General features: G+C 64.5%; 25 protein-coding genes. 1 reads left to right on the top strand and 24 read right to left on the bottom strand.

The features are described 5' to 3' along the window. Positions 1 to 28: 28 nt before the first annotated feature. From BCCGELA001_RS14520 to BCCGELA001_RS14495, 6 genes are all read right to left on the bottom strand, one after another. Positions 29 to 1,945, bottom strand: a complete 1,917-nt coding sequence (locus tag BCCGELA001_RS14520) for a nitric oxide reductase activation protein NorD (RefSeq protein ID WP_060735614.1) — start codon at positions 1,943 to 1,945, stop codon at positions 29 to 31. Between the two features lie 9 nt (positions 1,946 to 1,954). Then, on the bottom strand, positions 1,955 to 2,764 hold the full coding sequence (locus tag BCCGELA001_RS14515; protein ID WP_008554182.1) for a CbbQ/NirQ/NorQ/GpvN family protein: 810 nt from the start codon (positions 2,762 to 2,764) through the stop codon (positions 1,955 to 1,957). A gap of 63 nt (positions 2,765 to 2,827) precedes the next feature. After that, positions 2,828 to 4,174, bottom strand: coding sequence for a cbb3-type cytochrome c oxidase subunit I (locus tag BCCGELA001_RS14510; protein WP_008554180.1), 1,347 nt, complete (start codon positions 4,172 to 4,174; stop codon positions 2,828 to 2,830). Positions 4,175 to 4,214: 40 nt separating this feature from the next. Then, the gene (locus tag BCCGELA001_RS14505) at positions 4,215 to 4,667 is read right to left on the bottom strand and encodes a c-type cytochrome (RefSeq protein WP_008554178.1); all 453 of its coding nucleotides are present in this window, start codon (positions 4,665 to 4,667) and stop codon (positions 4,215 to 4,217) included. Between the two features lie 95 nt (positions 4,668 to 4,762). Then, complete coding sequence (locus BCCGELA001_RS14500) at positions 4,763 to 5,023, bottom strand: cytochrome C oxidase subunit IV family protein (RefSeq protein WP_060737654.1); 261 nt, start codon at positions 5,021 to 5,023, stop codon at positions 4,763 to 4,765. Then, positions 5,023 to 5,601: a cytochrome c oxidase subunit 3 gene (locus tag BCCGELA001_RS14495; RefSeq protein WP_008554175.1), complete on the bottom strand. Its 579-nt coding sequence runs from the start codon at positions 5,599 to 5,601 to the stop codon at positions 5,023 to 5,025. Before BCCGELA001_RS14495 ends, BCCGELA001_RS14500 begins: the two co-directional genes overlap by 1 nt. Before the next feature lie 167 nt (positions 5,602 to 5,768). Between BCCGELA001_RS14495 and BCCGELA001_RS38320 the strand changes: the two genes are divergently transcribed. Beyond that, positions 5,769 to 5,924 (top strand): hypothetical protein, encoded by a 156-nt coding sequence (locus BCCGELA001_RS38320; protein WP_085965373.1) that lies wholly within the window; start codon positions 5,769 to 5,771, stop codon positions 5,922 to 5,924. A 74-nt stretch (positions 5,925 to 5,998) separates the two neighbouring features. Here the strand turns inward: BCCGELA001_RS38320 and mmsB are convergent, their stop codons facing one another. The 18 genes from mmsB to BCCGELA001_RS14405 form a co-directional block, all read right to left on the bottom strand. Beyond that, complete coding sequence (mmsB, locus tag BCCGELA001_RS14490; protein WP_008554166.1) at positions 5,999 to 7,189, bottom strand: multiple monosaccharide ABC transporter permease; 1,191 nt, start codon at positions 7,187 to 7,189, stop codon at positions 5,999 to 6,001. Then, positions 7,186 to 8,763, bottom strand: coding sequence for a multiple monosaccharide ABC transporter ATP-binding protein (mmsA, locus tag BCCGELA001_RS14485; RefSeq protein WP_060735613.1), 1,578 nt, complete (start codon positions 8,761 to 8,763; stop codon positions 7,186 to 7,188). Before mmsA ends, mmsB begins: the two co-directional genes overlap by 4 nt. A 189-nt stretch (positions 8,764 to 8,952) precedes the next feature. Then, entirely contained in the window at positions 8,953 to 10,023 is a 1,071-nt protein-coding gene (chvE, locus tag BCCGELA001_RS14480) for a multiple monosaccharide ABC transporter substrate-binding protein (RefSeq protein ID WP_008554155.1), read from the bottom strand. A 72-nt stretch (positions 10,024 to 10,095) separates the two neighbouring features. Next, positions 10,096 to 10,974 (bottom strand): SMP-30/gluconolactonase/LRE family protein, encoded by an 879-nt coding sequence (locus BCCGELA001_RS14475; protein ID WP_060735612.1) that lies wholly within the window; start codon positions 10,972 to 10,974, stop codon positions 10,096 to 10,098. Next, positions 10,974 to 12,050: an aldose epimerase family protein gene (locus BCCGELA001_RS14470; protein ID WP_060735611.1), complete on the bottom strand. Its 1,077-nt coding sequence runs from the start codon at positions 12,048 to 12,050 to the stop codon at positions 10,974 to 10,976. The genes BCCGELA001_RS14475 and BCCGELA001_RS14470 overlap by 1 nt, the downstream gene beginning before the upstream one ends. Before the next feature lie 2 nt (positions 12,051 to 12,052). Further along, positions 12,053 to 12,979 (bottom strand): Gfo/Idh/MocA family protein, encoded by a 927-nt coding sequence (locus BCCGELA001_RS14465; protein WP_008554139.1) that lies wholly within the window; start codon positions 12,977 to 12,979, stop codon positions 12,053 to 12,055. A 2-nt stretch (positions 12,980 to 12,981) separates the two neighbouring features. Continuing rightward, entirely contained in the window at positions 12,982 to 13,752 is a 771-nt protein-coding gene (locus tag BCCGELA001_RS14460; RefSeq protein WP_008554137.1) for a FadR/GntR family transcriptional regulator, read from the bottom strand. Then, positions 13,749 to 14,729, bottom strand: coding sequence for a galactofuranose ABC transporter, permease protein YjfF (gene yjfF, locus BCCGELA001_RS14455; protein WP_008554135.1), 981 nt, complete (start codon positions 14,727 to 14,729; stop codon positions 13,749 to 13,751). The genes BCCGELA001_RS14460 and yjfF overlap by 4 nt, the downstream gene beginning before the upstream one ends. Next, the gene (locus BCCGELA001_RS14450) at positions 14,726 to 15,718 is read right to left on the bottom strand and encodes an ABC transporter permease (protein ID WP_008554133.1); all 993 of its coding nucleotides are present in this window, start codon (positions 15,716 to 15,718) and stop codon (positions 14,726 to 14,728) included. The genes yjfF and BCCGELA001_RS14450 overlap by 4 nt, the downstream gene beginning before the upstream one ends. Then, complete coding sequence (locus BCCGELA001_RS14445) at positions 15,715 to 17,259, bottom strand: sugar ABC transporter ATP-binding protein (protein WP_060735610.1); 1,545 nt, start codon at positions 17,257 to 17,259, stop codon at positions 15,715 to 15,717. The genes BCCGELA001_RS14450 and BCCGELA001_RS14445 overlap by 4 nt, the downstream gene beginning before the upstream one ends. Before the next feature lie 112 nt (positions 17,260 to 17,371). Then, entirely contained in the window at positions 17,372 to 18,337 is a 966-nt protein-coding gene (gene ytfQ / locus BCCGELA001_RS14440) for a galactofuranose ABC transporter, galactofuranose-binding protein YtfQ (protein ID WP_060735609.1), read from the bottom strand. Positions 18,338 to 18,697: 360 nt separating this feature from the next. Next, positions 18,698 to 19,870 (bottom strand): fumarylacetoacetate hydrolase family protein, encoded by a 1,173-nt coding sequence (locus tag BCCGELA001_RS14435; protein WP_060735608.1) that lies wholly within the window; start codon positions 19,868 to 19,870, stop codon positions 18,698 to 18,700. Positions 19,871 to 19,977: 107 nt separating this feature from the next. Further along, positions 19,978 to 21,036, bottom strand: coding sequence for a YeiH family protein (locus BCCGELA001_RS14430; RefSeq protein WP_008554105.1), 1,059 nt, complete (start codon positions 21,034 to 21,036; stop codon positions 19,978 to 19,980). 111 nt (positions 21,037 to 21,147) lie between these two features. Then, complete coding sequence (locus BCCGELA001_RS14425; protein ID WP_008554103.1) at positions 21,148 to 21,366, bottom strand: hypothetical protein; 219 nt, start codon at positions 21,364 to 21,366, stop codon at positions 21,148 to 21,150. A 163-nt stretch (positions 21,367 to 21,529) separates the two neighbouring features. Next, complete coding sequence (locus BCCGELA001_RS14420) at positions 21,530 to 22,243, bottom strand: ABC transporter ATP-binding protein (protein ID WP_008554100.1); 714 nt, start codon at positions 22,241 to 22,243, stop codon at positions 21,530 to 21,532. Further along, positions 22,240 to 22,995 carry an ABC transporter ATP-binding protein gene (locus BCCGELA001_RS14415; protein WP_060735607.1) on the bottom strand — a complete coding sequence of 252 codons (756 nt, stop codon included), beginning with the start codon at positions 22,993 to 22,995 and terminating at the stop codon, positions 22,240 to 22,242. The genes BCCGELA001_RS14420 and BCCGELA001_RS14415 overlap by 4 nt, the downstream gene beginning before the upstream one ends. A 2-nt stretch (positions 22,996 to 22,997) precedes the next feature. Continuing rightward, entirely contained in the window at positions 22,998 to 24,017 is a 1,020-nt protein-coding gene (locus tag BCCGELA001_RS14410) for a branched-chain amino acid ABC transporter permease (RefSeq protein ID WP_060735606.1), read from the bottom strand. Then, entirely contained in the window at positions 24,014 to 24,916 is a 903-nt protein-coding gene (locus tag BCCGELA001_RS14405) for a branched-chain amino acid ABC transporter permease (protein WP_008554084.1), read from the bottom strand. The genes BCCGELA001_RS14410 and BCCGELA001_RS14405 overlap by 4 nt, the downstream gene beginning before the upstream one ends. Positions 24,917 to 24,988: the final 72 nt, after the last annotated feature.

The raw sequence follows: 24,988 nt of genomic DNA, 5'->3' as shown, positions 1-24,988 counted from the left end.
AAGGCCGCACGGGTTTTGCGCTCCTCGTTCAATGAACCAGCTGCCGGTAGATCGCCGGCAAGGCCGCCGGCAGCCGCTTGATGTTGCCGACGATGGCGTAGCCGCCGCGGCCGAACAGGGTGGGAAAATAGGATTGCGCCGTCGCATCCACGGTCACACCGAAGGCGGCGATGCCGAGCCGGCGCGCCTCCTGCACGGATTTGCGGGTGTCCTCGACTGCGAAGCGGCCTTCATAATGATCAACATCGTTCGGCTTGCCGTCGGTGAGCACGAGCAGCAGCTTCTTGCGCTGCGGCTGGCGCGCGAGCTCGGCTGCGGCGTGGCGCACCGCGGCGCCGATCCGGGTGTAATAGCCGGGCTTGAGTGCGCCGATGCGGCGCTCCACCGCACCACTCATCGGCTCGCCGAAGGCCTTGACGGTTTCGAGCCGCACCCAGGACCGTCGGCGCGACGTGAAGGTCAGGATGCTGTGGTGATCGCCGCAGGCCGACAGCCCATGCGCGAGCACGAGCAGCGCCTCCTTCTCGACATCGAGCACGCGATGGCCATCGACCCAGGCGTCGGTGGAGAGCGAGACGTCGACCAGCAGCGTGACGGCGAGGTCGTGCCCTTGCGGGCGCATCGCAACGTGAATGCGATCGAGACCAGCGCTGCTGCCGGCACGAAGATCGCAGCGCGCTCGGACGAGCGCGTCGAGGTCGAGGTCATGCCCGTCGGCCTGCGCACGCATCAATTCATGACGTGGACGCAACACCTCGAAGCGGCGGCGCACCTGGCGAACGTGCCGGCGCATGGCGTCATCAGGCGCCCAGGTCTCGCCGGTTTCGGAAACCGCACCCGCGAGCACGCGGCAATGATTGGGGAGATAGGCGCCGCTGCGGTAGTCCCATTCGGGATAGGTGAGATCCGCATTCAGCGCAGAGGCATCGAGCGCCTCGGGTGGAAGGTCGAGATCGAATTTGAGCCGGGTCGCCGGCTTGCCGCTGCGGCGGCTGAGCGTGATCTCCTCGAGATCGTCGGCTGCCTTCTGCGCATCCTCGTCCTCACTGTCATCAGCGGGCCGGTCGACATTGACCATCTCGGCCATCGCGAGGATCTTCTCGAAACGATTGAGCACAAAGGGATCGCGGCGGATGGCATTGTCCTCGCGTTCGCGGGCGGCGAAGCGCTTGCAATCATCCTTCGCTACGGCCTCCGCGCCCGGTGCACACTCGTCCTCTCCGACATGCGCGGGCGAGAGCTCGCGCGTCCAGCAGTCGCCCCACAGCGGACACGGCAGGATCGAGCGATAGCCCGGCGGCGCCTTGTCCGGCAGCAGACCCGTCCCCATCATCGCCGGCCAAAGCTTGCCTGCGGGCGCCGATCCGGCCCCGAGCAAGGCCAGGACGATCTGCTCGATCTCCTGCTCGATGCGCGGCAAGGGGCGACGAGGCCGGGCCTCGGCAGTGGCCGCGGCGAGCTGCGCGTAATCGGCGACCAGCCCCGGGAATTGCGTCAGCACCCAGACCGCAGTCTCGCTCGCCCGGCGCAACACCAGGAGATCCCGTCGCAGCGGATCGCCCTCCACGATCGTCTCGACCGGTGCAGCCGCGAACCAGGCTGCAAGCCAGCGATAGAGCGATGCGTTCAGCGCACGGTCGGCGAAGATCGCGATGCGGCCGGGCAGGAAGATGGTCGCGGCGTCGCGGCCGGGCTGCTCGAGGCGCTCGTCGCCGAGACCGATGCGCTGCCGCCAGCCGAGCCGGTGGGTGGAATGTCGAGCGCCTGCGCTCGCGATCTGCACACCGGTTTCGCCGCCGAGCGCACGGAACGTCACCGCGAGCCGGCTCTTCACCTCGGCGAGCGTAACGGCGTGATCGTCGTGAACCGGATAGCTCGCGGTGCCGCCGACCATTCGGTGCCAGGCGCGGCCGACCGTCTCCTCCAGTTCGAGGAAGTCGAGCATGGCAAGACCTCACCCGATCACGGCACGCGCGACGTCCAGCAGCGCGGCCTTGACGTCGGCATCGTCAGTAAGCGGCTCGATCATGCCGGCGAGCACCGCCTCGGCAATCGGCGTGCCCGCGCCGATCAGGCTCGCGCAATAGACCACGAGCCGGGTCGAGACGCCCTCCTCCAGATCGTGTCCCCTCAGCGCGCGCAGCCGACCAGCCAGCCCGACCAGCGGCCGCACATGCTCCGGCGACAGTCCGCTTTCGGCGGACACGACGGCGATCTCCTGCTCGGGCGGCAGAAAGCCGAATTCGATGGCGACGAAGCGCTGCCGCGTCGACGGCTTCAGCGCCTTGAGCAGCGTCTGGTAGCCAGGATTATAGGAGACGACGAGCATGAAGCTGTTTGGCGCCGCCAGCTCCTCACCGGTGCGCTCCAGCGGCAGGATGCGGCGGTCGTCTGTCAGGGGATGGAGCACCACGGTGACATCCTTGCGCGCTTCCACCACCTCGTCGAGATAGCAGATGCCACCCTCGTGAACCGCACGCGTCAACGGGCCATCGGTCCACACGGTGTCGCCGCCGCGGAGCAGATAGCGGCCGGTGAGATCGGCTGCGGTGAGATCGTCGTGACAGGCTACGGTGTGAAGCGGCAGGCCTAGTCGCGCCGCCATATGCGCGACGAAACGTGTCTTGCCGCAGCCGGTCGGGCCCTTGAGCAGCACCGGTAGCCGGCGCCGCCAGGCGTGCTCGAACAGCTCGCATTCGTTTCCGGATGGAACATAGGCCGGAAACGCTGGCGCGGAGGTCACGGTGTGAAGAGCGGGTTTCATGATAATCTCTCCGGAATTTCCAGGAAGCTTGCAGCCGCGGCGAACCGCGGCCGCCGTCTGCATTTACTCGGCGGGCTGCAGTGCTGCAGAAATCGTCGCCTGCTTCTCGCGGCCGGGCACCAGCACCGCCCACACGAACATCAGCGCGGAGATCGCCACGAACACGCCGGAGCCGAGCCGGACCCAGTAGAACATCGCGAGCTGGTCCTGCACGTCCATGTAGCCCTGCCCGAGCACGCGCTGGAGGTGAACCTGGACCACGCCAGCGAAGGTCAACGCGAAGGTCATCACCATCATCGCCGTGCACATGATCCAGAAGCTCGCCATCGAGAGCCACTGATTGTAGGGCGCACGTCCCTTCAGCTGCGGGATCGCGTAGGCCATCACTGACAGGTTCAGCATCACATAGGCGCCGAAGAAGGCGAGATGGCCGTGCGCAGCGGTGACCTGGGTGCCGTGTGTGTAGTAGTTCACCGAGGACAGCGTATGCAGGAAGCCCCAGACGCCGGCTCCCAGGAACGCCATCACGGAGCAGCCGACCGACCACAACAGCGCAGCGCGGTTCGGATGCTTGCGGCCGGCCTTCCAGGTCATCTGCACCGTGAAGATCACCATGGTGAAGAAGGGAGCGACTTCCAGCGTGGAGAACAGCGAGCCGATCCACTGCCAGTAGCCGGGCGCGCCGATCCAGTAGAAATGGTGGCCGGTGCCGAGGATGCCCGAGAACAGCGCAAGGCCGATGATGACGTAGAGCCACTTCTCGACCACCTCGCGGTCGATGCCGTTGAGCTTGATCATCAGATAGGCGAGAATGGAGGCCATGATCAGCTCCCAGACGCCCTCGACCCAGAGATGGACGACGTACCACCAGTACATCTTGTCGACCGCCAGATTGATTGGATTGTAGAAGGCGAACAGGAAGAAGATCGCAACGCCCCACAGCCCGAACAGCAGGATGTTGGTGACCGTGGTCTTGCGACCTTTCAGCGCCGTCATCGTCACGTTGAACAGGAACATCAGGCAGACGACGACGATGCCGACCTTGATGATGAAGGGCTGCTCGAGGAACTCGCGGCCCTCATGGTAGTGGAAGAGATAGCCGACGACGGCCACACCCGCTGCGCCGAAGAACATCCAGAACTGGATCTTTGCCAGCAGCGGGCTGTACAGCTCGGTCTCGGTCTCTTCCGGAAGTAGGAAGTAGGTTGCGCCCATGAAGCCGATCAGCGACCACACGATCAGCGCGTTGGTGTGGATCATCCTGACGATGTTGAACGGCAGGAGCGCCGACAGCGTGTTGGGTAGGACGTAGATCGTTCCGGCGACCAGGCCGAACAGGACCTGCGCGAGGAACAGGATCAGCGCGCCGTAGAAATACAGCATCGCGACTTTCTGGGTCTGATATTTCATTTCAGGCTCTCTGTCTTGAGGAATTGCGGAAGCGATGCGCTCAACCGGCCTTGTTCGGCGGCCATTCCTGGCGCTTGATCGTCGAGGTCCATTGCAGGAAGTCGGCGAGATCGTTGAGCTCCTGGTCGGAGAGGTTGAACTGAGGCATCTGGCGCCGGCCCGGCGCACCAGAAGGTTGTGCCTGCATCCAGGCCTTCAGCGCCTCGCGCGCGCCGGCCGGATCCTCGTTGCCGCCCCAGCGATCCCAGACGTTGCCGACCTCGGGTGCGAAATACGCGCCCTCGCCCAGCAGCGTGTGGCAGTTGATGCAGGAGTGCTTCTCCCAGACATGCTTGCCCCGGGCGACTGACGAGGTCAGCGTCTTCGCGTCAGTCGAAGTCGTGTTCATGTAGTAGTGGCTGTGCGCCGTCAGCCCTATGAAGATGGCGAAGAAAAAGGCCGAGCCGCCGTAGAAGACGTTTCGAGCGGCCGATTTGGTCAGGCGTTCAGCCATTGCCGATCCTTTCCGGTTTGATTCCTGCAGGAAGCGATGCTGCGATTTATTGCCGATACGGCCGCCCCGTTCTTTGTCAGGGCGCAATGAGCACATCAGAACAGGGCGACGACCGCGGATCCGAGCCAGGCAAGCAGCAGCACGGTGACGATCCATGCGCTGACGAGGCCGCGCCAGAGCGCGGGCGCAGAGCGAAGATCGAGGAAATCGAGCACGATGCGGCGACCCTTGAGGGCGGCGAATGCCAGGAGCAAGGCATTGGCAAGCAGCGGACGCGGCACAAATGGTGGGACAACAACGGTCGCGAGCGCAAGACCAATCAGCGCAATCCAGGTGATGTCGAGACGATCCGGAATCACGGCTGCACCAGATAGATGATCGGGAACATGACGACCCAGAGCACATCGACCATGTGCCAGAAGGCGGCTCCCGTCTCCACGCTAGACGCTTCGGTACTGCGGGAAACGACGGCCAGGATCACGATGCCGAGGCCGACATGCAGGAGATGAAAGCCGGTGAGGAGAAAATAGAGGGTGAAGAACGCGCTGGTTTCCAGGCCATTTCCCTTGGCGATTTCCCCTGCATATTCGAGCAGCTTGACCGCGATGAATAAACCGCCGAGCGTCATCGCGCCGAACAGCCAGCCGCGCGCCACCTGCCTGCGGCCCGCACGCGCGGCCGCCGTCCCGCGGGCCGCGGCCCATCCGCTGGTCACCAGAACGACGGTGTTGATCCCGGCGAGATGGGCGTCAAGCGTAGCTTGGCCTGCCGCGAATATCGCAGGATGGAGCGCGCGGGTGACGATGAAGGCGCCGAGAAACAGGCCGAAGGCGGCGAGCTCGCTGGAGATCAGCACCCAAATCATGGGATCGCCAGGGAGGCCTTCGAAGATTCCCCAGCCGGCTTTCTCTTGTTCGCAATCGGCGACCGACATCTGATTTCCGCATCCAGGATGCGAAGAAGATACTCCGACGGCACGGTTCCACTTTGTCGCTGCACAAAGAGAGCAGCGGCGCGACGTTTGCGCTAACGCAATATCCGGCAGTCACACCGTCATAGGATGGATGCACTTGACGTTTCCACGAGACGGCGAACGACCATATGAGCGATGCACAGATCGGACTGATGACCGCGACGCCCATTATCATCGCGTTTGCTATCGCGCTGAGAAGGATGGGCGTGCTCTCGACCGTGGCGACCGTATCAGCGGTGAGCCTCTCCGTCGCGATCGCGACGGTGCTGTTCACCACGCAGTAACTGGTAGGGTGGGTTAGCGAAGCTAACCCACCACTTCAGTTTCGCGGATACAGAAACGAGACCGCCAATGCGGGCTACCGCCGTTGGTTATACACGTCGATACACACCGCACCCAGCAGCACCAACCCCTTGATGACCTGCTGATAGTCGATGCCGATACCCAGGATGGACATGCCGTTGTTCATCACGCCCATGATCATGGCGCCGACCACGGCGCCGCCGACGCGCCCCACCCCGCCATAGGCGGAGGCACCGCCGATGAAGCAGGCGGCGATGACGTCGAGCTCGAAGCCGAGGCCGGCTTTCGGGGTCGCGGTGTTGAGGCGCGCGGCGAAGACGAGGCCGGCGAGCGCGGCGAGCACACCCATGTTGACGAAGGTGAGGAAAGTCAGCCGCTCGGTCTTGATGCCGGACAGGCTCGCCGCCTTGGCGTTGCCGCCGACCGCGTAGATCTGCCGGCCGATCACGGTACGGCGGGTGACGAAACCGTAGAGCGCGATCAGCGCCGTCATGATCACCAGCACGTTCGGCAGGCCCCGATGCGAGGCGATCAGATAGGTGAAATAGAGCACGGCACAGGCGAGCAAAACGCTCTTGCCGAGGAAGAACGCATAAGGCTCGACCTCGATGCCGTGCGACTGTTCGCGCGAGCGGCTCTTGGCGCTGGCGTAGACAAGGCCAAGCGCGAGCACCGCGCCGATCAGCATGGAGGTCGGATGCACCGTGCCGGCCTCAGGCAGCAATTCGGGAATGAATCCCGACGACAATTTCTGGAAGGTCGCCGGGAACGGCCCGAGCGACTGGCCCTGCAACACCGCGAGCGCGAGGCCCTTGAACACCAGCATGCCCGCCAAGGTGACGATGAAGGACGGGATCTTGAAATAGGCCACCCAATAGCCCTGCGCGGCGCCGATGGCGGCACCGACCAGCAGGCAGGCGATGAAGGCGAGCGTGTAGTCGACCTTGTAGGTCACCATCAGTACGGCGGCTACCGCTCCGACGAAGCCGGCGACCGAGCCGACCGAGAGGTCGATGTGGCCGGTGACGATCACCAGCAGCATGCCGAGCGCCATGATGACGATGTAGCTGTTCTGCAGCACGAGATTGGTGAGATTCAGCGGCTGCAGCAGCGTGCCGCCGGTCATGACCTGGAAGAACAGCATGATCGCGATCAGCGACATCAGCATGCCGTAGTTGCGTAAGTTGTTCTTGATGAAGCTGCCGTGGCGGCGCTCCTCGGGCAGCGACACCGTCTTGTCGGTCATGGCTGCGTTCCTCCCATATCCGCGGCTACGGGCGCGGCGTTCCCAATGCTTCGTTCGTTGCGCATGATCGCGCGCATGATCTTTTCCTGCGTCGCCTCGGATCCCCCGAATTCGCCGACGAAGGCGCCCTCGTTCATGACGCAGATGCGGTCGCAGATGCCGAGCAGCTCCGGCATTTCCGAGGAGATCACCACCACGCCGCGGCCGGCCTCCGCCAGCTCGTTGATGATACAGTAAATCTCGTATTTGGCACCGACGTCGATCCCTCGCGTTGGCTCGTCCAGGATCAGCACTTTCGGATCGGTCATCAGCCATTTCGACAGCACGACTTTCTGCTGATTGCCGCCTGAGAGCTGGCCGGTCTCCTGGTAGACGTCTGAGCAGCGGATCCGCATGCGGTTGCGGTAGTCGCTTGCGACCTTCAGCTCGGCAATGTCGTCGATCACCCGTCTGGGTGCGACCTGCTCGAGGCTTGCCAGCGTGATGTTCTTGCGAACGTCGTCGGCGAGGATAAGGCCGAGCTGCTTGCGGTCCTCGGTGACATAGGCAAGGCCGGCGTCGATCGCGGCCGCGACGCTCGGTAGCATCATCTCCCTGCCCTCGAGCCGGAGGCTGCCGGTGATATTGGTGCCCCAGGAGCGGCCGAACAGGCTCATCGCAAATTCGGTGCGACCGGCACCCATCAGGCCGGCGATGCCCACGACCTCGCCTCGCCTGACGCTGAAATTGACGTTCTTGATCACCTGCCGTTCGGGATGAATGGGATGATAGACCGACCAGTTCTCGACGGTGAGCACGGCCTCACCGATCTTCGCGTTGCGCTCCGGGAAGCGGTGAGCGAGATCGCGATTGACCATGCTGCGGATGATGCGGTCCTCCTGGATCGGCTCGGCACGGCAATCGATGCTGTCGACGGTGCGGCCGTCGCGCAGCACCGTGATGTGGTCGGCGACCTTGGCGACCTCGTTCAGCTTGTGCGAGATCAGGATCGAACCGATGCCCTGCTCGCGGAATGTCATCAGGCGTTCGAGCAGCGCGGCGCTGTCCGCCTCGTTGAGGCTCGCCGTCGGCTCGTCCAGGATCAGCATGCGCACCCGCTTGGAGAGGGCCTTGGCGATCTCGACCAGCTGCTGCTTGCCGACGCCGAGATCAGTGATCAACGTGTCAGGCGATTCCTTCAGACCGACCTGCGCGAGCAGCTCCCGCGTACGTCGGTAGACCTCGTCGCGATCGATGATGCCAAGCTTCGACGGCGGATGCGACAGAAAGATGTTCTCGGCGATCGACATCAGTGGGATCAGCGCCAGCTCCTGATGGATGATGATGATGCCGAGCGCCTCGGAATCGTTGATGTCGCGGAAGCGACGCTCCTCGCCCTCGAAGACGATGGTACCTTCATAGCTGCCGTGCGGATAGACCCCGCTCAACACCTTCATCAGCGTCGACTTGCCGGCGCCGTTCTCGCCGACGAGCGCGTGGATCTGGCCTGCGTGAACTGAGAAGTTGACGTCGCGCAGCGCCTGCACACCGGCAAAGCTCTTGCTGACGTTACGCATCTCCAGCATGGCGGTCATTGCTTCATATCCCAGTTCTTCGCCGCGCCGTCATGGCCGGGCTTGTCCCGGCCATCCACGTACACGCCCCGGCGAGGAAGGACGTGGATGCCCGGGACAAGCCCGGGCATGACGAGTTCGTGGACATGCCTTTCGTGCCTCATCAAGAGTTCGCTCTCCCGCACGCAGGGAGAGGAAAAGTGGAGAGCCTCACTGGAACTGCGACTTCTTGTAGTAGCCGCTGTCGACCAGCTCCTTCTCCCAATTGTCCTTGTAGACCACGACCGGCTTGAGCAGATAGGACGGCACCGTCTTGACGCCGTTCTCGTAGGTCTTGGTGTCGTTGACAGTGACTTGCTTGCCGGCGAGCGCGGCGTCGACCATGTCGGCCGTGACCTTGGCGAGGTCGCGGGTGTCCTTGAAGATGGTCGAATACTGATCGCCCCGCAGCATCGCCTTGATTGAGGGCACCTCGGCGTCCTGACCGGAGATGATCGGCATCGGCTGGTCGGCGCTGCCATAGCCGACGCCCTTCAGCGAGGAGATGATGCCGATCGAGATGCCGTCATAGGGCGACAGCACGGCATTGATCTTCTTGTTGCCGTAATAGGCGCTGAGCAGATTATCCATGCGCGCCTGCGCGGTGGCGCCGTCCCAGCGCAGCGTCGCGACCTTGTCCATGCCCATCTGGCCGGAGGCGACGACGAGCTTGCCGCTGTCGATGTAGGGTTTCAGCACGCTCATGGCGCCATTGTAGAAGAAGTAGGCGTTGTTGTCGTCGGGCGAGCCGCCGAACAGCTCGATGTTAAAGGGTCCCTTGCCCTCCTTCAGGCCGAGGCCCTTTTCGATCGACTGCGCCTGGAGCACGCCGACCTGGAAGTTGTCGAAGGTTGCGTAATAGTCGACGTTCGGCGTGCCGCGGATCAGGCGGTCATAGGCGATCACGATGATGCCTTTTGCTTTTGCCTGCTTCAGCACATCTGACAGAGTCGTGCCGTCGATTGCGGCGATGACCAGCGCCTTGGCGCCCTTGGTCACCATGTTCTCGACCTGCGAGAGCTGGTTCGGAATGTCGTCCTCGGCATATTGCAGGTCGGTGTTGTAGCCGCGCTCTTTCAGCACCTTGACCATGTTGTTGCCGTCGTCGATCCAGCGCGCCGAGGATTTGGTCGGCATGGCGATGCCGACCGTCGCCTTCTGGGCAACGGCGGCGACGCCCGTGGCCATCGTCGCAGCGCCGGCCAGCGCCAGCGCGAGGAATGTGGTCTTCAATTTCAGCATGTTTCACTCCCTTTCGGTGTCAGACTGTTCTTCGTTTCGTCGGGGACGTAGAGTCGGATTGCTTCAGATCTCCTATGCGAGCTTGATGTCGGGCTCCGCGCGACCGCGCGCGGAAGCCTCCAGCAGAAAGGTTTGGCCTGCTTGCGGATCCGAGGCGCGCGCTGCTGCGTCCATGTCCTGCCATGCGGACGTGACGAGGAGGCTCGACAGATCCGGACCGACAAACGCGGGACAGCTCGCTTGCTTGGCTGGCACGCCGAGTGAGCGCAGGCGCTCGCCTTGGGGAGAGTAGACGTCGATGCGGCTTGCACCCCAGCACGCGTTCCAGATCTGCCCGTCGGCATCGCACACCGAGCCGTCGAGACCGCCGATGCCGGTGTGACGCAGCAGCACTTCGGGCTCGCCACGCGGCAGGCCGGTCGCGGGGTTGAGCGGGACCCTGTAGAGCACGGCGCGCGCACTATCGGCGAAATAGCCGATCGCACCGTCCGGCGAAAAGCAGATCGAGTTCGGAATGCTGATGCGGGGGAACAGCAGGGAGATCTTGCCGCGATGAAACGCATAGATTGCGCCTGCCCCGGGCTCCGCCTTGCGGCCCATGGTGCCGATCCAGAACGTGCCGGATTGATGCACCCGCGCGTCATTGGAACGCGTCGTGGGATTGTCGGCTTCGAGCGGACAGAGCAGTGTCATGACGCCGTCGGCGAGCTTGCGGACATAGAGGCCGTCCTCGGCGACGATCAAGTGCCGCTCCGCATCGATGCGCCCGAGCGCACTCGCCATCCGGCCGAGCGTATGGACGCGGATGCTGCCGCTGCCGAGCTGCGCCTCGAACAGCAGCCCTTCGCGGATGTCGAACCACCAGGCGGTATCGGTGGGCGCGTCATAGGTCGGCCCCTCGCCGAGATGGCAAGGATGGTCCGAGAGGACAGACGTGGGCACCTGCTCCATCATGGCGACCTCACCGAAAAGCGATACACGGTGTGATGACGATAGATCTCGCCGGGTGCGAGCCGAGGGCTCGGGAAGTCCGGCCGGTTCGGCGCGTCAGGCCAGATGTGCGGCTCCAGGCAAATCGCATCCGATTGCCGGATCAGCTTGCCGCCCTTCCCTGAAATCGTGCCATCGAGATAGTTGCCGGAATAGACCTGAAGGCCGGGCTGGTCGGTGAGCAGTTCCATGATGCGTCCCGAGCGCGGCGCCTCCAGCCGCGCTGCGAGCGCGAGCCCGCCGTCACGGCCTAGGCAATAGGTGTGGTCGTAGCCCCTGCCGTTCTGCAATTGCTGATCGCTCTCGCGGATCCGCGCGCCGACTGCTTGCGCATCGCGAAAATCGAACGGTGTGCCGGCCACACTGCGCGGCGGCTCCGGCAACGGAATGGCGGTGGGATCGATCGCAAGGAAATGCTCGGCGGCGACGGTCAGCTCGTGATCGAGAATGGTGGTACCGGACGTTGCGCCTTCCAGATTGAAGAAGCTGTGGTTGGTGAGGTTGACGATGGTCGGACGGTCCGTTCGGGCCTCCATGGTGAGCGACAATTCGGTCGGTCCCGTGACGCGGTAGGTCAGACGCACGTCGAGCCGACCGGGATAATGTTCTTCGCCATGCGGGCTGGCATAAATGAGCGTCACCACGGGCTCGGCGCCCTCGTCGATCTCCGCAATCTCCCAGAGCTTGCGGTCGAAACCATCGAGGCCGCCATGCAGCGCATTGGGGCCGTTGTTGACGGCAAGCTGCACCGTCTGGCCATCGAGCGAGAACCGCCCCTTGGCGATACGGTTGGCATAGCGGCCGACGGTGGCGCCGAAGAACTTTCGCTCAGTGAGGTAGCCGGCGAATGCGTCATGGCCGAGCACGACATCATCATGGCCACCATTGGCGTCGGGCGCGATCAACGCTTGCAGCACCGCGCCATGGGTGATGATGCGTGCTTCGAAGCCGCTCTCCCCACGCAGCACGATGCGCTCGACCTTGCGGCCGTCGGGCAACGTTCCAAAAGCGTCTTTTGTGATCCTTGATGCGGCCATGGTCAGTCCACGAATGGTTCGACGACGCTGCGCTTGGCGAGCAGGAAGGCGTCGGCGACGAGGCGAAGCGGCGCCAGATCGACGTCACTCGCGCCGGTGGCGGCGAGCGCGATGAAGCGCCGGTAGAGGCCGCGATATTCCTCATCAGGCGCTTCGGCAAGCACCTTGCCGTCGATCACCATGCGCGCCCCTCCGTTCGACAAGGTCATCCGGCCCTGGTCGGTTTCCACCACGATATCCCAGCTCTGAGGTCCCGTCTGGCGAAAGTCGAATTCGGCGCTGATCGGGAGGCCGCTGATGTCCGTCAGGGTCAGGTTCGCGGCGATCGGCGCCTGGCAATTGGCGGGAAAGGCCAGCTCCGCCGCGGTAACTAACACGGGTCGCGGCAGGATACGGGTGAGGATCGACAGCGCGTTGATGCCAGGATCGAACACGCCAAGGCCACCCGGCTCCCAGATCCAGCCCTGCCCGGGATGCCAGACGCGGACGTCCTCCTTCCAGCTGATATGCACGGAGGCGATGCGGCGCCCGGCGAGCCATTGCCGTGCCGGCTCGACCGCGGGCGCGTAGCGGGAATGCCAGGTCGCAAACAGCGTGCGCTTCGCATCTGCCGCCATGGCGATCAGCGGATCGAGCTCGGCGACGCCGGTGCCCGGCGGCTTCTCCAGCATGACATGCTTGCCGGCGGCCAGCGCCGCAGCAGCCTGGGCGCGGCGCACCTGCGGCGGCGTGCAGAGCGAGACCGCGTCGATCGGCGGCCCCTTCTCCAGCAATTCCTCGATGGTCGCGAAATGCGGCAGTCCCGGCAGCGAGGCGTTGCGGCTGGCGACAGCCGCGAGCGTCGCGCCCGGCGTCGCGGCGATGGCGCCGACATGCTGGTCGCGCGCGATCTTGCCGAAGCCGACGATGGCGATGCGAAGATCTGTCACGGCTATTCTCCAGTATCGACTGACGGCAATGCGTCGGCCTGGGCAGTCTCGATCACCGTGCCTTCGTGACGGCGCATACCGTTGTGAATGACGTAGACCATCGCCTCTGACGCAGCTTCCGCATCGCCCGCCGCAATGGCGTCGACGATGTTCTGGTGCCAGAGCAGCACGGTGTCACGGTCCTCCGGCTCGACCGGGGCGCTGAGCAGGAACGAGGCGCGCAGCGCAGCCTCGATGACATGCCCGATCGAGCGCATGAAGAGATTGCCGGATGCGCGCGCCACCGCAACGTGGAGCGCGAGGTCCGCGTCGGCAAAGCCGACGGAATCGGAAGCTTCAAGACGCATCCGGTCCATGCAGCGGCGAAGCTCGACGAGATCTTCCTCCGATCGCTGGGCCGCCGCAAGCATCGCGGCGCGCGGCTCGACGGCCAGACGTATCTCGGCGAGGTCGTTGAGGAAGCGCTTGTCGATGCCGGCGTCCAGATGCCAGGCCAGCACGTCGGCGTCGAACATGTTCCAGGCGCCGCGCTCGCGCACGACGGTGCCGACCCGCGCCTTGGTGGTGAGCAGGCCCTTGGCGACCAGCGTCTTCACGCTCTCCCGCAGCACCGGGCGCGACACGCCGAACATCGCGATCATCTCGGCATCGCCCGGCAGCCGCGTCCCCTCCGCGTAGCGCCCGGCGATGATGTCGACGCCGATCGAGCGGGCCACTTCCGCATGGTTGGAATGGGCCCGCCGCGTCGGGATGACGACGATGCGCGAGGTCATGAGGTTGCTCCTGCGCTCGCCTTCACCGGCCGGCGTGCGAGCGCGACCAGCCCCTGCTGCAAGGCGATGAAGGCAAACAGCAGAACACCGGTCGCGATCTTGGTCCACCAGCTCGACAATGTACCGTCAAAATTGATGTAGGTCTGGATCAGGCCCTGGATCAGGACACCGAGGAAGGTGCCGATCACCGAGCCCTGTCCGCCCGTCAGCAACGTGCCGCCGATCACGACGGCTGCGATGGTGTCGAGCTCGACGCCGACGGCGGAGAGCGAGTAGCCCGCGCTCGTGTAAAAGGAAAAGACAATGCCCGCGATGCCGGCGAGCAGGCTCGACAGCATGTAGATCTTCACCGTCATCTTGCCGACGGCAACGCCCATCAGGCTCGCGGTCGCCCGGCTGCCGCCGAGCGCGTAGACGTTGGCGCCGAACCTGGTGAGCTGCAGCAGCAGGGCGCCGCCAATCACGATCACCAGCATGATGATCGCGATCGCCGTCAGCCGCCCGCCGCCGGGCATGCGCAGTGCGAAATCCGACACGGTGGAATAGACCGGCGCGGTGATCGGCACCGATTCCGTCGAGAGCAGGAAGCTCGCACCGCGCGCCAGGAACATGCCGGCCAGCGTGACGATGAAGGGCGGCAGGTCGAAGACGTGGATCACGGCGCCCATCGCAGCCCCGAACCCTGCCGAGAGCACGAGGACGGCGGCGAAGGCGGCCAGCGGCGGCACGCCCCAGCGCTCGATCGCCAGCGCCACGAAGACAGTGGTGAAGCCGATCACCGAGCCGACCGACAGATCGATGCCGCCTGAGATGATGACGAAGGTCATGCCGGTGGCAACGATGCCGAGAAAGGCATTGTCGGTGAGGAGATTTCCGATCACGCGGGTCGAGGCCATGTTGGGGAATTGCACTGCGCAGAGCGCAAAGCCCGCGACGAGCACGATCGCCGTGATGAGGACGGGCGGCAGGCCTTTCATGCTTTGGTCCTCCGCAGCCGTGCCGCGATTCCGGCAAGGCCGGACAGTTTCGGCGATTGCAGCAGCAGCACGGCGAGCACCACCACCGCCTTGACCAGCAGATTGAATTCCGGCGGATAGCCCGACAGCAGGATGCCGGTGTTCATGGTCTGGATGATCAACGCGCCGAGTACGGCCAGAACGAGGCTGAAGCGGCCGCCGAACAGCGAAGTGCCGCCGATCACCACGGCGAGAATGGCGTCGAGCTCGAGCCAGAGGCCGGCATTGTTGGCATCGGCTCCCATGATGTCGGCGGCTGCGATGACGCCGGCGAGCGCGGCGCAGACCCCGCACCAGACATAAACGGCCAGGATCATGGCGCGGGTGCCGACGCCGGCAAGCTCGCTTGCCCGCGCATTGCCGCCGGTCGCCTCGATCAGGAGCCCGAGCGCCGAGCCCCGCACCACCGCGCCGGTGAGGATCAGCATGCCGAGCGCGATGGCGACCGGCACCGGCAGGCCGAGCACCGCGCCATTCCCCAGCCAGACCAGATCCGGCGAGGAGAAGGTGACGATGCGTCCCTCGGTGATGAGCTGGGCGATGCCGCGTCCGGCCACCATGAGAATCAGCGTTGCCACGATCGGCTGCATGCCGAGCACGGCGACGAGAAAGCCGTTCCAGACGCCGCAGACGAGTCCGGCACCCAGCGCGGCGGCCAGGACGACGGCCAGACTATGGCTATCGGCAAGACTTGCCGCGATCGCGCCGCAGATTGCCATGACCGCGCCGACCGACAGGTCGATGCCGCGCGTCGCGATGACCAGCACCATGCCGAGCGAGAGCAGCGTCACCGGCGTGCCGCGATTGAGCACGTCGATCAGGCTGCCGAACAGCCGGCCGTCCTGGAGGCGGAGGTCGAAGAATTGCGGCGACACTGCGCGGTCGACCGCGAGGATGACGATCAGCGCGAGGATCTGGGGAAGGCCGCGGCGCGGCAACAACGCCGTCATGTGTGGGCCTCAAGCGCGACAGCTACGCTATCGGCGGCGATGGCGGCGAGAATGTTACCGACGTCGATCGCCTCGCCCGCGAGCTCCTCGACATGGGCGCGGTCACGCAGCACCACGACGCGATCCGAATAGGTCACGATCTCGTCGAGCTCGGAAGATATCACGAGCAGTGCGAGACCGTCGTCGCAGAGCTCCCGGATCAGGCGGATGATCTCGGCATGCGCGCCGACGTCGATGCCGCGGGTCGGCTCGTCCAGCACCAGGAGCCGCGGCGAGGTCGCAAGCCAGCGCGCCAGCAGCACTTTCTGCTGATTGCCGCCGGAGAGCAGGCCTACGGGCCGTTCCGGATCGGGCGGGCGGATGTCGAGCATCTTGACATAGCGGCTTGCGATCTCGTCCTGCTCGCGTCGCGACAATGGCCGATGCAGGCCGCGCTTGGCCTGGAGCGCGAGCACGATGTTCTCGCGCACGCTGAGCTCGGCGACGATGCCGTCGGTCTTGCGTTCCTCCGGGCAATAGCCGAAACCATGGCGCACGCCGTCGCGCGGCGACTGCAGCCGCACGGCCGCGCCCTCCACCCTCGCCTGCCCGCGATCGGCGCGTTCGGCGCCGAACACCAGCCGCGCCGTCTCGGTGCGCCCTGAACCGAGCAGGCCGGCAAGGCCGACCACCTCGCCATGGCGCAGCTCGAGATTGAAGGGCGCGACATAGCCGGCCTTGCCGTAACCCTCGAAGCTCGCGCAGATCTCGCGCGCCTTGGGTTCGGTGGCCGCAGCCCGCGCGCTGGTGGTCTCGGCCAGCTCGCGGCCGAGCATCATCCGGATCAGCTCGAGCCGCGGCAACGAAGCCGTTTCACGCTCGCCGACCAGGCGGCCGTTGCGTAACACCGTGATGCGGTCGGAGATCTCGTAGACCTGATCGAGGAAATGGCTGACGAAGACGATGCCGATGCCGCGCTTCGCGAGCTGGCGCATGATGCCGAACAGGATCTCGACCTCGTGGCGGTCGAGGCTCGCGGTCGGCTCGTCCAGGATCAGCACGCGTGCGGAGAGATCGACTGCCCGCGCGATCGCAGTGACGTGCTGGACGGCGACCGAATAGTTGCCGAGCGGTGCGGTAACGTCGATGTCGAGCCCGAAATCGGCAAGCAGCGCCTTGGCGCGACGCCGCATCTCGCCCTCGCGCACGATGCCGAAGCGCATCGGCTGGCGGTCGAGGAAGAGGTTCTGCGCCACCGAGAGGTTCGGCAGCAGATTGACCTCCTGGTAGACCGTGGCGATGCCGGATTGAAGCGCAGCCTTGGTCGAACGCGGCGCAATCTCTTCACCGCTGATCCTGACGATACCGGCGTCGCGCGGAAACACGCCGGTGATCACCTTGATCAGCGTGGACTTGCCGGCGCCGTTCTCGCCGAGCAGCGCATGGATCTCACCCGCGCACAACGTGAAGTCGGCCTCCTGCAACGCGCGCACGGCACCAAAGCTCTTGCTGATCCCGCGCACCTCCAGCAGCGGCAAAGCAGGATCGAGGCTGTTCTCCATGGCAACGTCACTCCACCGGTGTCCGTCGAGGCGGACACCCAGCCTAGCGGTCAATGCAACCGCTTCGAAGGGTGCGCCGGACCACTAGGGGCGATCCGGCGCGGTAACCGCCTCAGTAACCGAGGCCCTTCTTGCTGTCGTAGATCTTCTGCGGATCGTCGGCAGCGGTGTAGAGCTTGGACTCGGTCTGGATCCATTTCGGCGGAACCGTGCCCTTGCTCTTGAAGGCTGCAATGGCATCGAGCGCAGGGCCGGCCATGTTCGGCGTCAGCTCGACCGTTGCGTTGGCCTCGCCGGCGGCCATCGCCTTGAAGATGTCGGGCACAGCGTCGATCGAGACGGTGAGAATCTCCTTGCCCGGCTTGAGGCCGGCTTCCTTCATCGCCTGGATCGCGCCCACCATCATGTCGTCGTTGTGGGCGTAGACGGCGCAGATCGACTTCCCGCCGCCTTCGGCCTTGATGAAGCTTTCCATCACCTCCTTGCCCTTGGCGCGGGTGAAGTCGCCGGTCTGGCTGCGCACCACCTTCAGGTTCGGATGCTTGGCGATGGCGGTGTCGAAGCCCTTCTTGCGGTTGGCGGCGACGCTGGCGCCGACCGTGCCCTGCAGTTCGACGATGTTGCAGGCCTTCGTCCCGACAGTTTTGGCGAGCCAGTCGCCGGCAACGGCGCCTTCGTGCACGCTGTCGGAGGTGACGGCGGTGAGATAGAGATCCTTGCCGGAGGGATCGATGTCGCGGTCGAGCAGCACGACCGGAATCTTGGCCTCCTTGGCTTCCTTCAACACCGAATCCCAACCGGTCGAAACGACGGGCGCAAGGAAGATCGCATCGACGTTCTGCGCGATGAAGGAGCGGATCGCCTTGATCTGGTTCTCCTGCTTCTGCTGCGCGTCGGCAATCTTGAGGTTGACCTTGCGCTTGGCAGCTTCCTGCTTGGAGACAGAAGTCTCGGCGGCGCGCCAGCCGGATTCCGATCCGATCTGTGAGAAGCCGATGGTGAGCTCGGCCGCATTGGCCGGCAGCGCGAGCAACAACGCCGCCGTGGCGCTGGCCGCAAAGAGGGCTTTGAGGGTCATCAGGCGTGTCTCCCAAGATGTTATCCGCGGCGCCGATTGGTAACATGGCACCCACAGGCCGGCCTTCGGGGCGGCGGGAGGCACTATTTCACGGAAGTTCGGTTCCGACTAGTCATATTATTTGACTATTTCGAGGGGGACGTGGCGACGCGGCAGCGCGCGGTTCTACGACACGCTCAGAGCGATTTGTTCCAGGAATGCAACGAGGAGATGAGGAATTTCATGCGGCTGGGTGGGGCCACAGATCGTCATGGCCGGGCTTATCCCGGCCATCCACACCTTGCTTAATTGCCCCAACAGAACGTGGATGCCCGGGACAGGCCCGGGCATGACGGCAGTAGATGAGGGAGAGGCGAAGCGCTAGATCAATTTCCGCTGCGCCAGGTTCTTCATCAGCGCGCTGATGCCGAACGTCCAGGGCTCGCACTCGTCGCTGGTGCGCATGCGGTTGATCAGCTTGCCGAGCTGCGGCGCTGAGATCGTGACGATGTCGTCGCGCTTGTGGGTGAAGCCCTGCCCCGGCGCCTCGCGATCCTTCACGGGGGCGAACATGGTACCAAGGAAGAGTACGAAACCGTCAGGGTATTGGTGGATCTTGCCAATGGTCTGCGCCACGAGATCGGTCGGATCGCGGCTGATCTTGCTGATGGAGGAATGGCCGTCGAGGACGAAACCGTCCGCGCCCTTCACGTTGAGGCTGATGTCCAGCTTGCGCGCGTGGTCGAGCGTGAATGTGTCGTCGAACAGGCGCAGCAGCGGGCCGATCGCGCAGGAGGCGTTGTTGTCCTTGGCTTTCGACAGCAGCAGCGCCGAGCGTCCCTCGAAGTCGCGCAGGTTCACGTCGTTGCCGAGCGCGCCGCCGACGATCTTGCCGCGGCTCGACACGAACAGCACGAGCTCGGGCTCGGGATTATTCCAGGTCGACTTCGGATGCAGGCCGGCGTCCATGCCAGTGCCGACCGAGGACATGGTCGGTGCCTTGGTGAAGACCTCGGCATCGGGGCCGATGCCGACTTCGAGATACTGGCTCCAGGCGTTCTGATCGATCAGCACCTGCTTCAGGTGCATCGCCTGGTCCGAGCCCGGCTTGAGCTTCGAGAGATCGTCGCCGATCAGCCGTGTCACCTCTTTGCGGATCGCCTCGGCCGAGACCGGATTGCCCTTGGCCCGCTCCTCGATCACGCGCTCCAGCATCGAGATGGCGAAGGTGACGCCGGCGGCCTTCAGCGTCTGGAGGTCGACGGGCGCGAGCAGCCACGGCTTTTTCGGGTCGCGCCCATCGGGCACCGTATTGGCGACGATCGCTTCGAGATCGCCGATGCGCTCGCCCTTGGTCGAGCTGAGGGCCTTGGCGGGATTGTCTTCCTCGCAGAGCGCGCTGATGGTCGGAAACTTCGCGGTGACGTCAAAAACGCCATCGTCTCGCACAGCAACGACGGCCGGACCGTTCACCTGCGGCAGCCAGACGCGGCCGGCCAACGTTCCCCGCGTTCCGTCCTCGGGGAGAAGGTCTTTCACCGTCAATGTGGTCATGGCTGGCGTTCTCGCTGTTTTCGGACCGGCCACGTGAACGATGGCCGGTCACATTGGCGAAGACCAATAAACGTCTGGCGCCGGATGTCCAGAGCAGCGGCGCCCTCCTACTTGAACCAATGCACCAGCGCGATGCTGATGCCCAGCAGCAGCATCAGCGACAGCGTCACGGCGGCGGTCACACGGCCGCCGACATTGGCAAGCACCCGCACATCCACACCCAGGCCCAGCGCGGCCATCGACACCACGGTGAGAAAGCCCGTGATCTTCGTGACCGGCCCGACCACCGTGGCGGGCACGATTTCGAGGGAGCGCAGGGTCGCAAGCGCGAGGAAGCCGAGGATGAACCACGGGACCAGTCGAAAGAATCCGACATTGGTCTTCTTGGCATCGCTCTGCCAGCGTGAGGCGACCAGCGACAGGCCGACGACGACGGGGCCGAGCATCAGGACGCGCATCAGCTTGACGAGCGTGCCGATCTGCGTCGAGACAAGCCCGGCCGGCACCGTCGCGGCCAGCACCTGAGGCACGGCGTAAACGGTCAGGCCCGCCAGGATGCCATATTGCGTCGCGGACAACTGCAACAGCGGTATCAACAACGGCAGGCCCAGCACCATCATCACGCCGAGAATCGCGGTGAAGGAGATCGAGGACGCGATTTCGTCGTTGTTGGCGCCGATGATCGGAGCCACGGCCGCAATTGCGGAATTGCCGCAGATCGAATTGCCGCAGGCGATCAGGATCGACAAGCGCGTCGACAGCCCCAGCATCCGACTGAGGCCAAAGGATACGCCGAGCGCGATCACGACGACGGCAGCGATCGAGGCTAGCAGCGCAATGCCTGAGGCCGCGATCGCGGCGAAGCTGATCGAAGCCCCCAGCAGCATGACGGCGACTTCGAGGAGCTGCTTTGCGCTGAAGGCGATCCCGGCCTGCCAGCGCGGCGCCGGTTTCCAGAAGCTGCGGAGCGCCATGCCGAGCAGGATCGCCATGACCAGCGCCTCGACATAGGGATGCTCGAACATGCCCAGCTCGGCCCGCTCCAGCAGAGCCGAGACACCGGCGATCAGAACGCAAAGGAGGATGCCGGGAATCAGCGCCGCAATACGGCTCGCGGCTGAGGCCGGCTTGTCGTCGGCCGGGCTGGATGCTTGATTCTGCGACACAAATCTCTCCCAGAGGAGAAAGATTTATACGCAGCAAGGCCCGAGAGGGAAATAAGTTTTCGACATATCAGGCCCGAGAGAAGTCCTATCCTCAGCCTGGAATAATCGGGCTTAGAAGATGAGGCTCTTGGCGAGCGAAGCGACCCGGCTGAAGCCGTCATAGATGCCGGGCTCGAAGAAGGCGGCGCGGGCAAGCACGATACCCGCGACCAACGACCAGAACAGCGTGGTGCCACTCCGCAGCAGGAGCTTTGAGGCGCGCGACTTCGGCTGGGTGTCCGTTGCGGACACCAACTGCTCGCCGAAGGGCTCAAATCCGGTGCGTTCCATGGCTGCGCCAATCCATCAAATCCTGACAGAATGTCGTCGTTTCCGGCTCAAACGGCAATGGAAGCGATTGGCGTTTTTCCCCCTCGGAGGGAAATCTTCTTCCGTCGTGCAACCTCGGGACAACAGTTTTCTTCCTCCGGCCACGCGGACACCGGGACGGAGGCTACAGGGCCAGATATCGCCGCCGGATCGCGTCGTTGGCCTTCAGCTCGTCGATTCCGGCGGCATAGACGATCTGGCCCTTGTCGATGACGGTGGCATGGCTCGCCAAGCCCAGGCAGAAATGCATGTTCTGCTCGGCGATCAACACGGTCGAACCGAGCGAACGGAGCTGCCGCAGAAGCTCGCCGATCCGTTGCACGATGATCGGTGCGAGACCCTCGCTCGGCTCATCCAGCAACAGCAGTGCGGGGTTTCCCATCAGCGTGCGCGCGATGGCGAGCATCTGCTGCTCGCCGCCGGACAGGCGCCCGGCGATACGGAGGCGCAGCGGCTCCAGTAGCGGAAAAACCTCGTAGATGCGCTTGATCGGCCATTCGTCTTGGCCTTCGGGCCCCTTCTTCTTCCCGATGACGAGATTGTCCTCCACCGTGTGCTCCGGAAAGACCTGCCGGTCCTCCGGCACGAAGCCGAGGCCGGCGCGCGCGATCGTGTGCGGCTTCCGGCCGGAGATGACCGCGCCGCGCAGACTGACCCTGCCCCGCCGCGGCGGCGCCAGTCCCATGATCGCTTTCATGGTCGTCGACTTGCCCGCGCCATTGCGCCCGAGCAGCGCCATGGTCTCGCCCTGCCGCACCGACAGGCCGACGCCGAACAGGATCTGGCTGGTGCCGTAATAGACGTCGAGATCGGCAACTTCGATGACGACCCCGCTCATGCGGCAGCTCCCGCGTGTTCGGTGCCGAGATAGGCCTCGATCACAGCGCTGTTGTTGCGGATCTCGTCGGGCGTGCCGGTCGCGAGGATACGCCCATAGCAGAGCACGACTATCTTCGGGGCGATCTTGAACACGATATCCATATCGTGCTCGATGAAGACGACGGTGATCTTCTGGGTCTCCCAGAGCTCGCGCACCTTGTCGATCATGCGCCAGCGTTCCTCCGGGCCCATGCCGGCGGTGGGTTCGTCCAGCAGCAACACTTTTGGTTCGAGCACTAGCGCGAGCGCGATGTCGAGCAGCTTCTGGTCGCCATGCGAGAGCGTCGCGGCGGTGCGATTGCGCTTGCCGGCGAGCCCCAGCAGCTCCATCACATGCTCGGCGCGCTCGCGCGTCTCTAGCAATGGAAAGCGCTTGTGCAGCACCGCCGACGAGCGCTGGTCGGCGCTGACGGCAGCGAGCATCGTCTCCTGCACCGTCAGCGACTTGAAGATGCTGGCGACCTGGAAGGCGCGGCCGATGCCGTGACGCACGATCTCCGGCGGCGAGCGGCCGGCGAGATCGACGTCGTCGAGCAGCACCTGGCCGGAATCCGGCTTCAACGCGCCGGTGATCAGGTTGAAGAAGGTGCTCTTGCCTGCGCCGTTCGGGCCGATCACCGCGGTGAGCGAGCCGTCGGGAAAGTCGAGCGAGACGTCGTTGGTCGCCTTCACGCCGCCGAAGGATTTTGCGAGATTGCGTATCTCCAGCATGGCTAGCGTCCCTCGCCTGCGTCGCGCCGATGCGCAACCCATTCGGCGACAAAATCCAGGAGGCCCTTGCGCAGGCCCAGCGCGAAGAACAGGATGACCACCCCGAGCACGATGCCATGATACTCGGTGAAACGCGTCACGGTGTCGTTGAGCAAAAGCAGCAGCACGGTGCCCACCATCGGCCCCAGGAAGGTCGAGACGCCGCCGAGCATGTTGATGAAGATGCCCTCACCCGAGATCGTCCAATAGGCGAATTCCGGATAGGCGCCTGAGACGAACAGCGCCATCACCATGCCGCCCATCGACGCGAACAAAGCCGCCAGCACGAACACGGTGAGCTTTGCGCGCCAGACGTCGATGCCGAGAAAGCTCGCGCGCGCGGCGTTATCGCGGATCATGCGCAGCGTGTAGCCGAATGGCGATTGTGCGATCTGGCGCATCGCGAGCAGGCCGAGGACGAGAAGCGCGCAGCTCGCGACATAGAGATGGACGTGGTTGGTGAGGTCGATGCCGAGAAACACGGGGCGCGGAATGCCGCCGCGCAGGCCCTGATCGCCACCAGTGAAAGAGGCCCAGGACAGGATCGTCGAATGGATCAGCATCTGGAAAGCCAGCGTGACGAAGGCGAAATAGATCTCCTTCAGCCGCACGCAGATCGCACCGATGATAGCGGCGACCACCGTCGTGATCGCCAGCGTCGCGATGAAGGCGACCGGAATGGGTACGCTCAGCTTCTGCATGATCAGGCCGAAGCCATATGCGCCGAGGCCAAAGAACATACCGTGGCCGAAAGAGGTCAGGCCGGTGTAGCCGACGAGCAAATTGAGCGAAGTCGCAAACAGCCCGTAGGCCGAGCAGCGGATGACGAAATCGAGCAGCGCCTTGCTGCCTGACAAGAGCGGCAGGCTCGCCAGCACGGCGAAGGCGATCAGCGCAATCAGGACATCGCGGTAGCGTCCAAGCGCCGGGCCGCTACGCACCGGCACCAGCGTCTGCGCGCGTCCGGCCTCCAGCTCCGTCATGCCGCCTCCTTGCCGAACAGGCCGGTGGGTTTGGAGACCAGCACGATCACCATGAACAGATACATCAGCCCTTCCACGAACAGGGGAAAGCCTTGCGAGCCGAACGACCTGATGAGACCGAGCAGCAGCGCGCCGATCAGCGCCCCCAGGATCGAGCCCATGCCGCCGATCACGGTGACGATGAAGGATTCGATCAGCACCGAGAATCCCATCCCCGGGGTAAGCGAGCGCACGGGCGCGGCCAGCGCGCCTGCAAGGCCGGCCAGCATGCCGCCGAGCGCGAACACGCCGCCATAGATCAGACCAGTGTTGATGCCGAGCGCCGAGACCATGCCGGGATTGTGCGCGGCGGCGCGGATGACCTTGCCGATACGGCTGCGCGCCAGGCCAAGGCCGAGCACGATGGCCGCGACTAGCGCCACAGCGATCAGCAAAAGATAATAGGGCGGCACGACGCCTCCGCCGATGAACAGCGGCATCACCTGAAACGCGGACGGCATGCCCATGGACTTGAATTCCGGTCCCCAGATCATGCGCACGACATCGTCAAAGATCAGCACGAAGGCGTAGCAGACGAGGACCTGCATCAACACGTCCGCGCCGTAGACGCGGCTCATGAAGACGCGCTCGAAGACCAGGCCGAGAATGGCGGTGCCCGCCGCGCCCGCCAGCATCGCCAGCGCGAAGCTGCCGGTGAGCTGATAGGCCGTCATCGCAAAATAGGCACCGAACATGTAAAAGGCGCCGTGGCTGAAATTGACCACCTTGAGCACGCCGAAGATCAGCGTCAGCCCGACCGCGACGAGAAACAGAAGCATGCCGATGATGAGGCCGCTGGTGGTCTGCGTCACCAGACAGGCGGAGCTGGAGAGGCAGCCGGCAAGCGCATCGAGATCCACGGGAGCACTTTCATTGCAGCGCGCCTGAAACGACGCGGAAAACGAACGAAGGCGGAGACGGTCGCCCGTCTC

The organism is Bradyrhizobium sp. CCGE-LA001 (assembly GCF_000296215.2).
In the GTDB taxonomy this organism is placed as follows: domain Bacteria; phylum Pseudomonadota; class Alphaproteobacteria; order Rhizobiales; family Xanthobacteraceae; genus Bradyrhizobium.
This window is presented reverse-complemented; position numbering and strand designations above follow the sequence as displayed.

Bases quoted from the DNA above. Each gene is read 5' to 3' on its own strand.
- BCCGELA001_RS14520 (WP_060735614.1), bottom strand. From the start codon at position 1,945: ATGCTCGACTTCCTCGAACTGGAGGAGACGGTCGGCCGCGCCTGGCAC.
- BCCGELA001_RS14515 (WP_008554182.1), bottom strand. From the start codon at position 2,764: ATGAAACCCGCTCTTCACACCGTGACCTCCGCGCCAGCGTTTCCGGCC.
- BCCGELA001_RS14510 (WP_008554180.1), bottom strand. From the start codon at position 4,174: ATGAAATATCAGACCCAGAAAGTCGCGATGCTGTATTTCTACGGCGCG.
- BCCGELA001_RS14505 (WP_008554178.1), bottom strand. From the start codon at position 4,667: ATGGCTGAACGCCTGACCAAATCGGCCGCTCGAAACGTCTTCTACGGC.
- BCCGELA001_RS14495 (WP_008554175.1), bottom strand. From the start codon at position 5,601: ATGTCGGTCGCCGATTGCGAACAAGAGAAAGCCGGCTGGGGAATCTTC.
- BCCGELA001_RS38320 (WP_085965373.1), top strand. From the start codon at position 5,769: ATGAGCGATGCACAGATCGGACTGATGACCGCGACGCCCATTATCATC.
- mmsB (WP_008554166.1), bottom strand. From the start codon at position 7,189: ATGACCGACAAGACGGTGTCGCTGCCCGAGGAGCGCCGCCACGGCAGC.
- mmsA (WP_060735613.1), bottom strand. From the start codon at position 8,763: ATGACCGCCATGCTGGAGATGCGTAACGTCAGCAAGAGCTTTGCCGGT.
- chvE (WP_008554155.1), bottom strand. From the start codon at position 10,023: ATGCTGAAATTGAAGACCACATTCCTCGCGCTGGCGCTGGCCGGCGCT.
- BCCGELA001_RS14475 (WP_060735612.1), bottom strand. From the start codon at position 10,974: ATGGAGCAGGTGCCCACGTCTGTCCTCTCGGACCATCCTTGCCATCTC.
- BCCGELA001_RS14470 (WP_060735611.1), bottom strand. From the start codon at position 12,050: ATGGCCGCATCAAGGATCACAAAAGACGCTTTTGGAACGTTGCCCGAC.
- BCCGELA001_RS14460 (WP_008554137.1), bottom strand. From the start codon at position 13,752: ATGACCTCGCGCATCGTCGTCATCCCGACGCGGCGGGCCCATTCCAAC.
- yjfF (WP_008554135.1), bottom strand. From the start codon at position 14,729: ATGAAAGGCCTGCCGCCCGTCCTCATCACGGCGATCGTGCTCGTCGCG.
- BCCGELA001_RS14450 (WP_008554133.1), bottom strand. From the start codon at position 15,718: ATGACGGCGTTGTTGCCGCGCCGCGGCCTTCCCCAGATCCTCGCGCTG.
- BCCGELA001_RS14445 (WP_060735610.1), bottom strand. From the start codon at position 17,259: ATGGAGAACAGCCTCGATCCTGCTTTGCCGCTGCTGGAGGTGCGCGGG.
- ytfQ (WP_060735609.1), bottom strand. From the start codon at position 18,337: ATGACCCTCAAAGCCCTCTTTGCGGCCAGCGCCACGGCGGCGTTGTTG.
- BCCGELA001_RS14435 (WP_060735608.1), bottom strand. From the start codon at position 19,870: ATGACCACATTGACGGTGAAAGACCTTCTCCCCGAGGACGGAACGCGG.
- BCCGELA001_RS14425 (WP_008554103.1), bottom strand. From the start codon at position 21,366: ATGGAACGCACCGGATTTGAGCCCTTCGGCGAGCAGTTGGTGTCCGCA.
- BCCGELA001_RS14420 (WP_008554100.1), bottom strand. From the start codon at position 22,243: ATGAGCGGGGTCGTCATCGAAGTTGCCGATCTCGACGTCTATTACGGC.
- BCCGELA001_RS14415 (WP_060735607.1), bottom strand. From the start codon at position 22,995: ATGCTGGAGATACGCAATCTCGCAAAATCCTTCGGCGGCGTGAAGGCG.
- BCCGELA001_RS14410 (WP_060735606.1), bottom strand. From the start codon at position 24,017: ATGACGGAGCTGGAGGCCGGACGCGCGCAGACGCTGGTGCCGGTGCGT.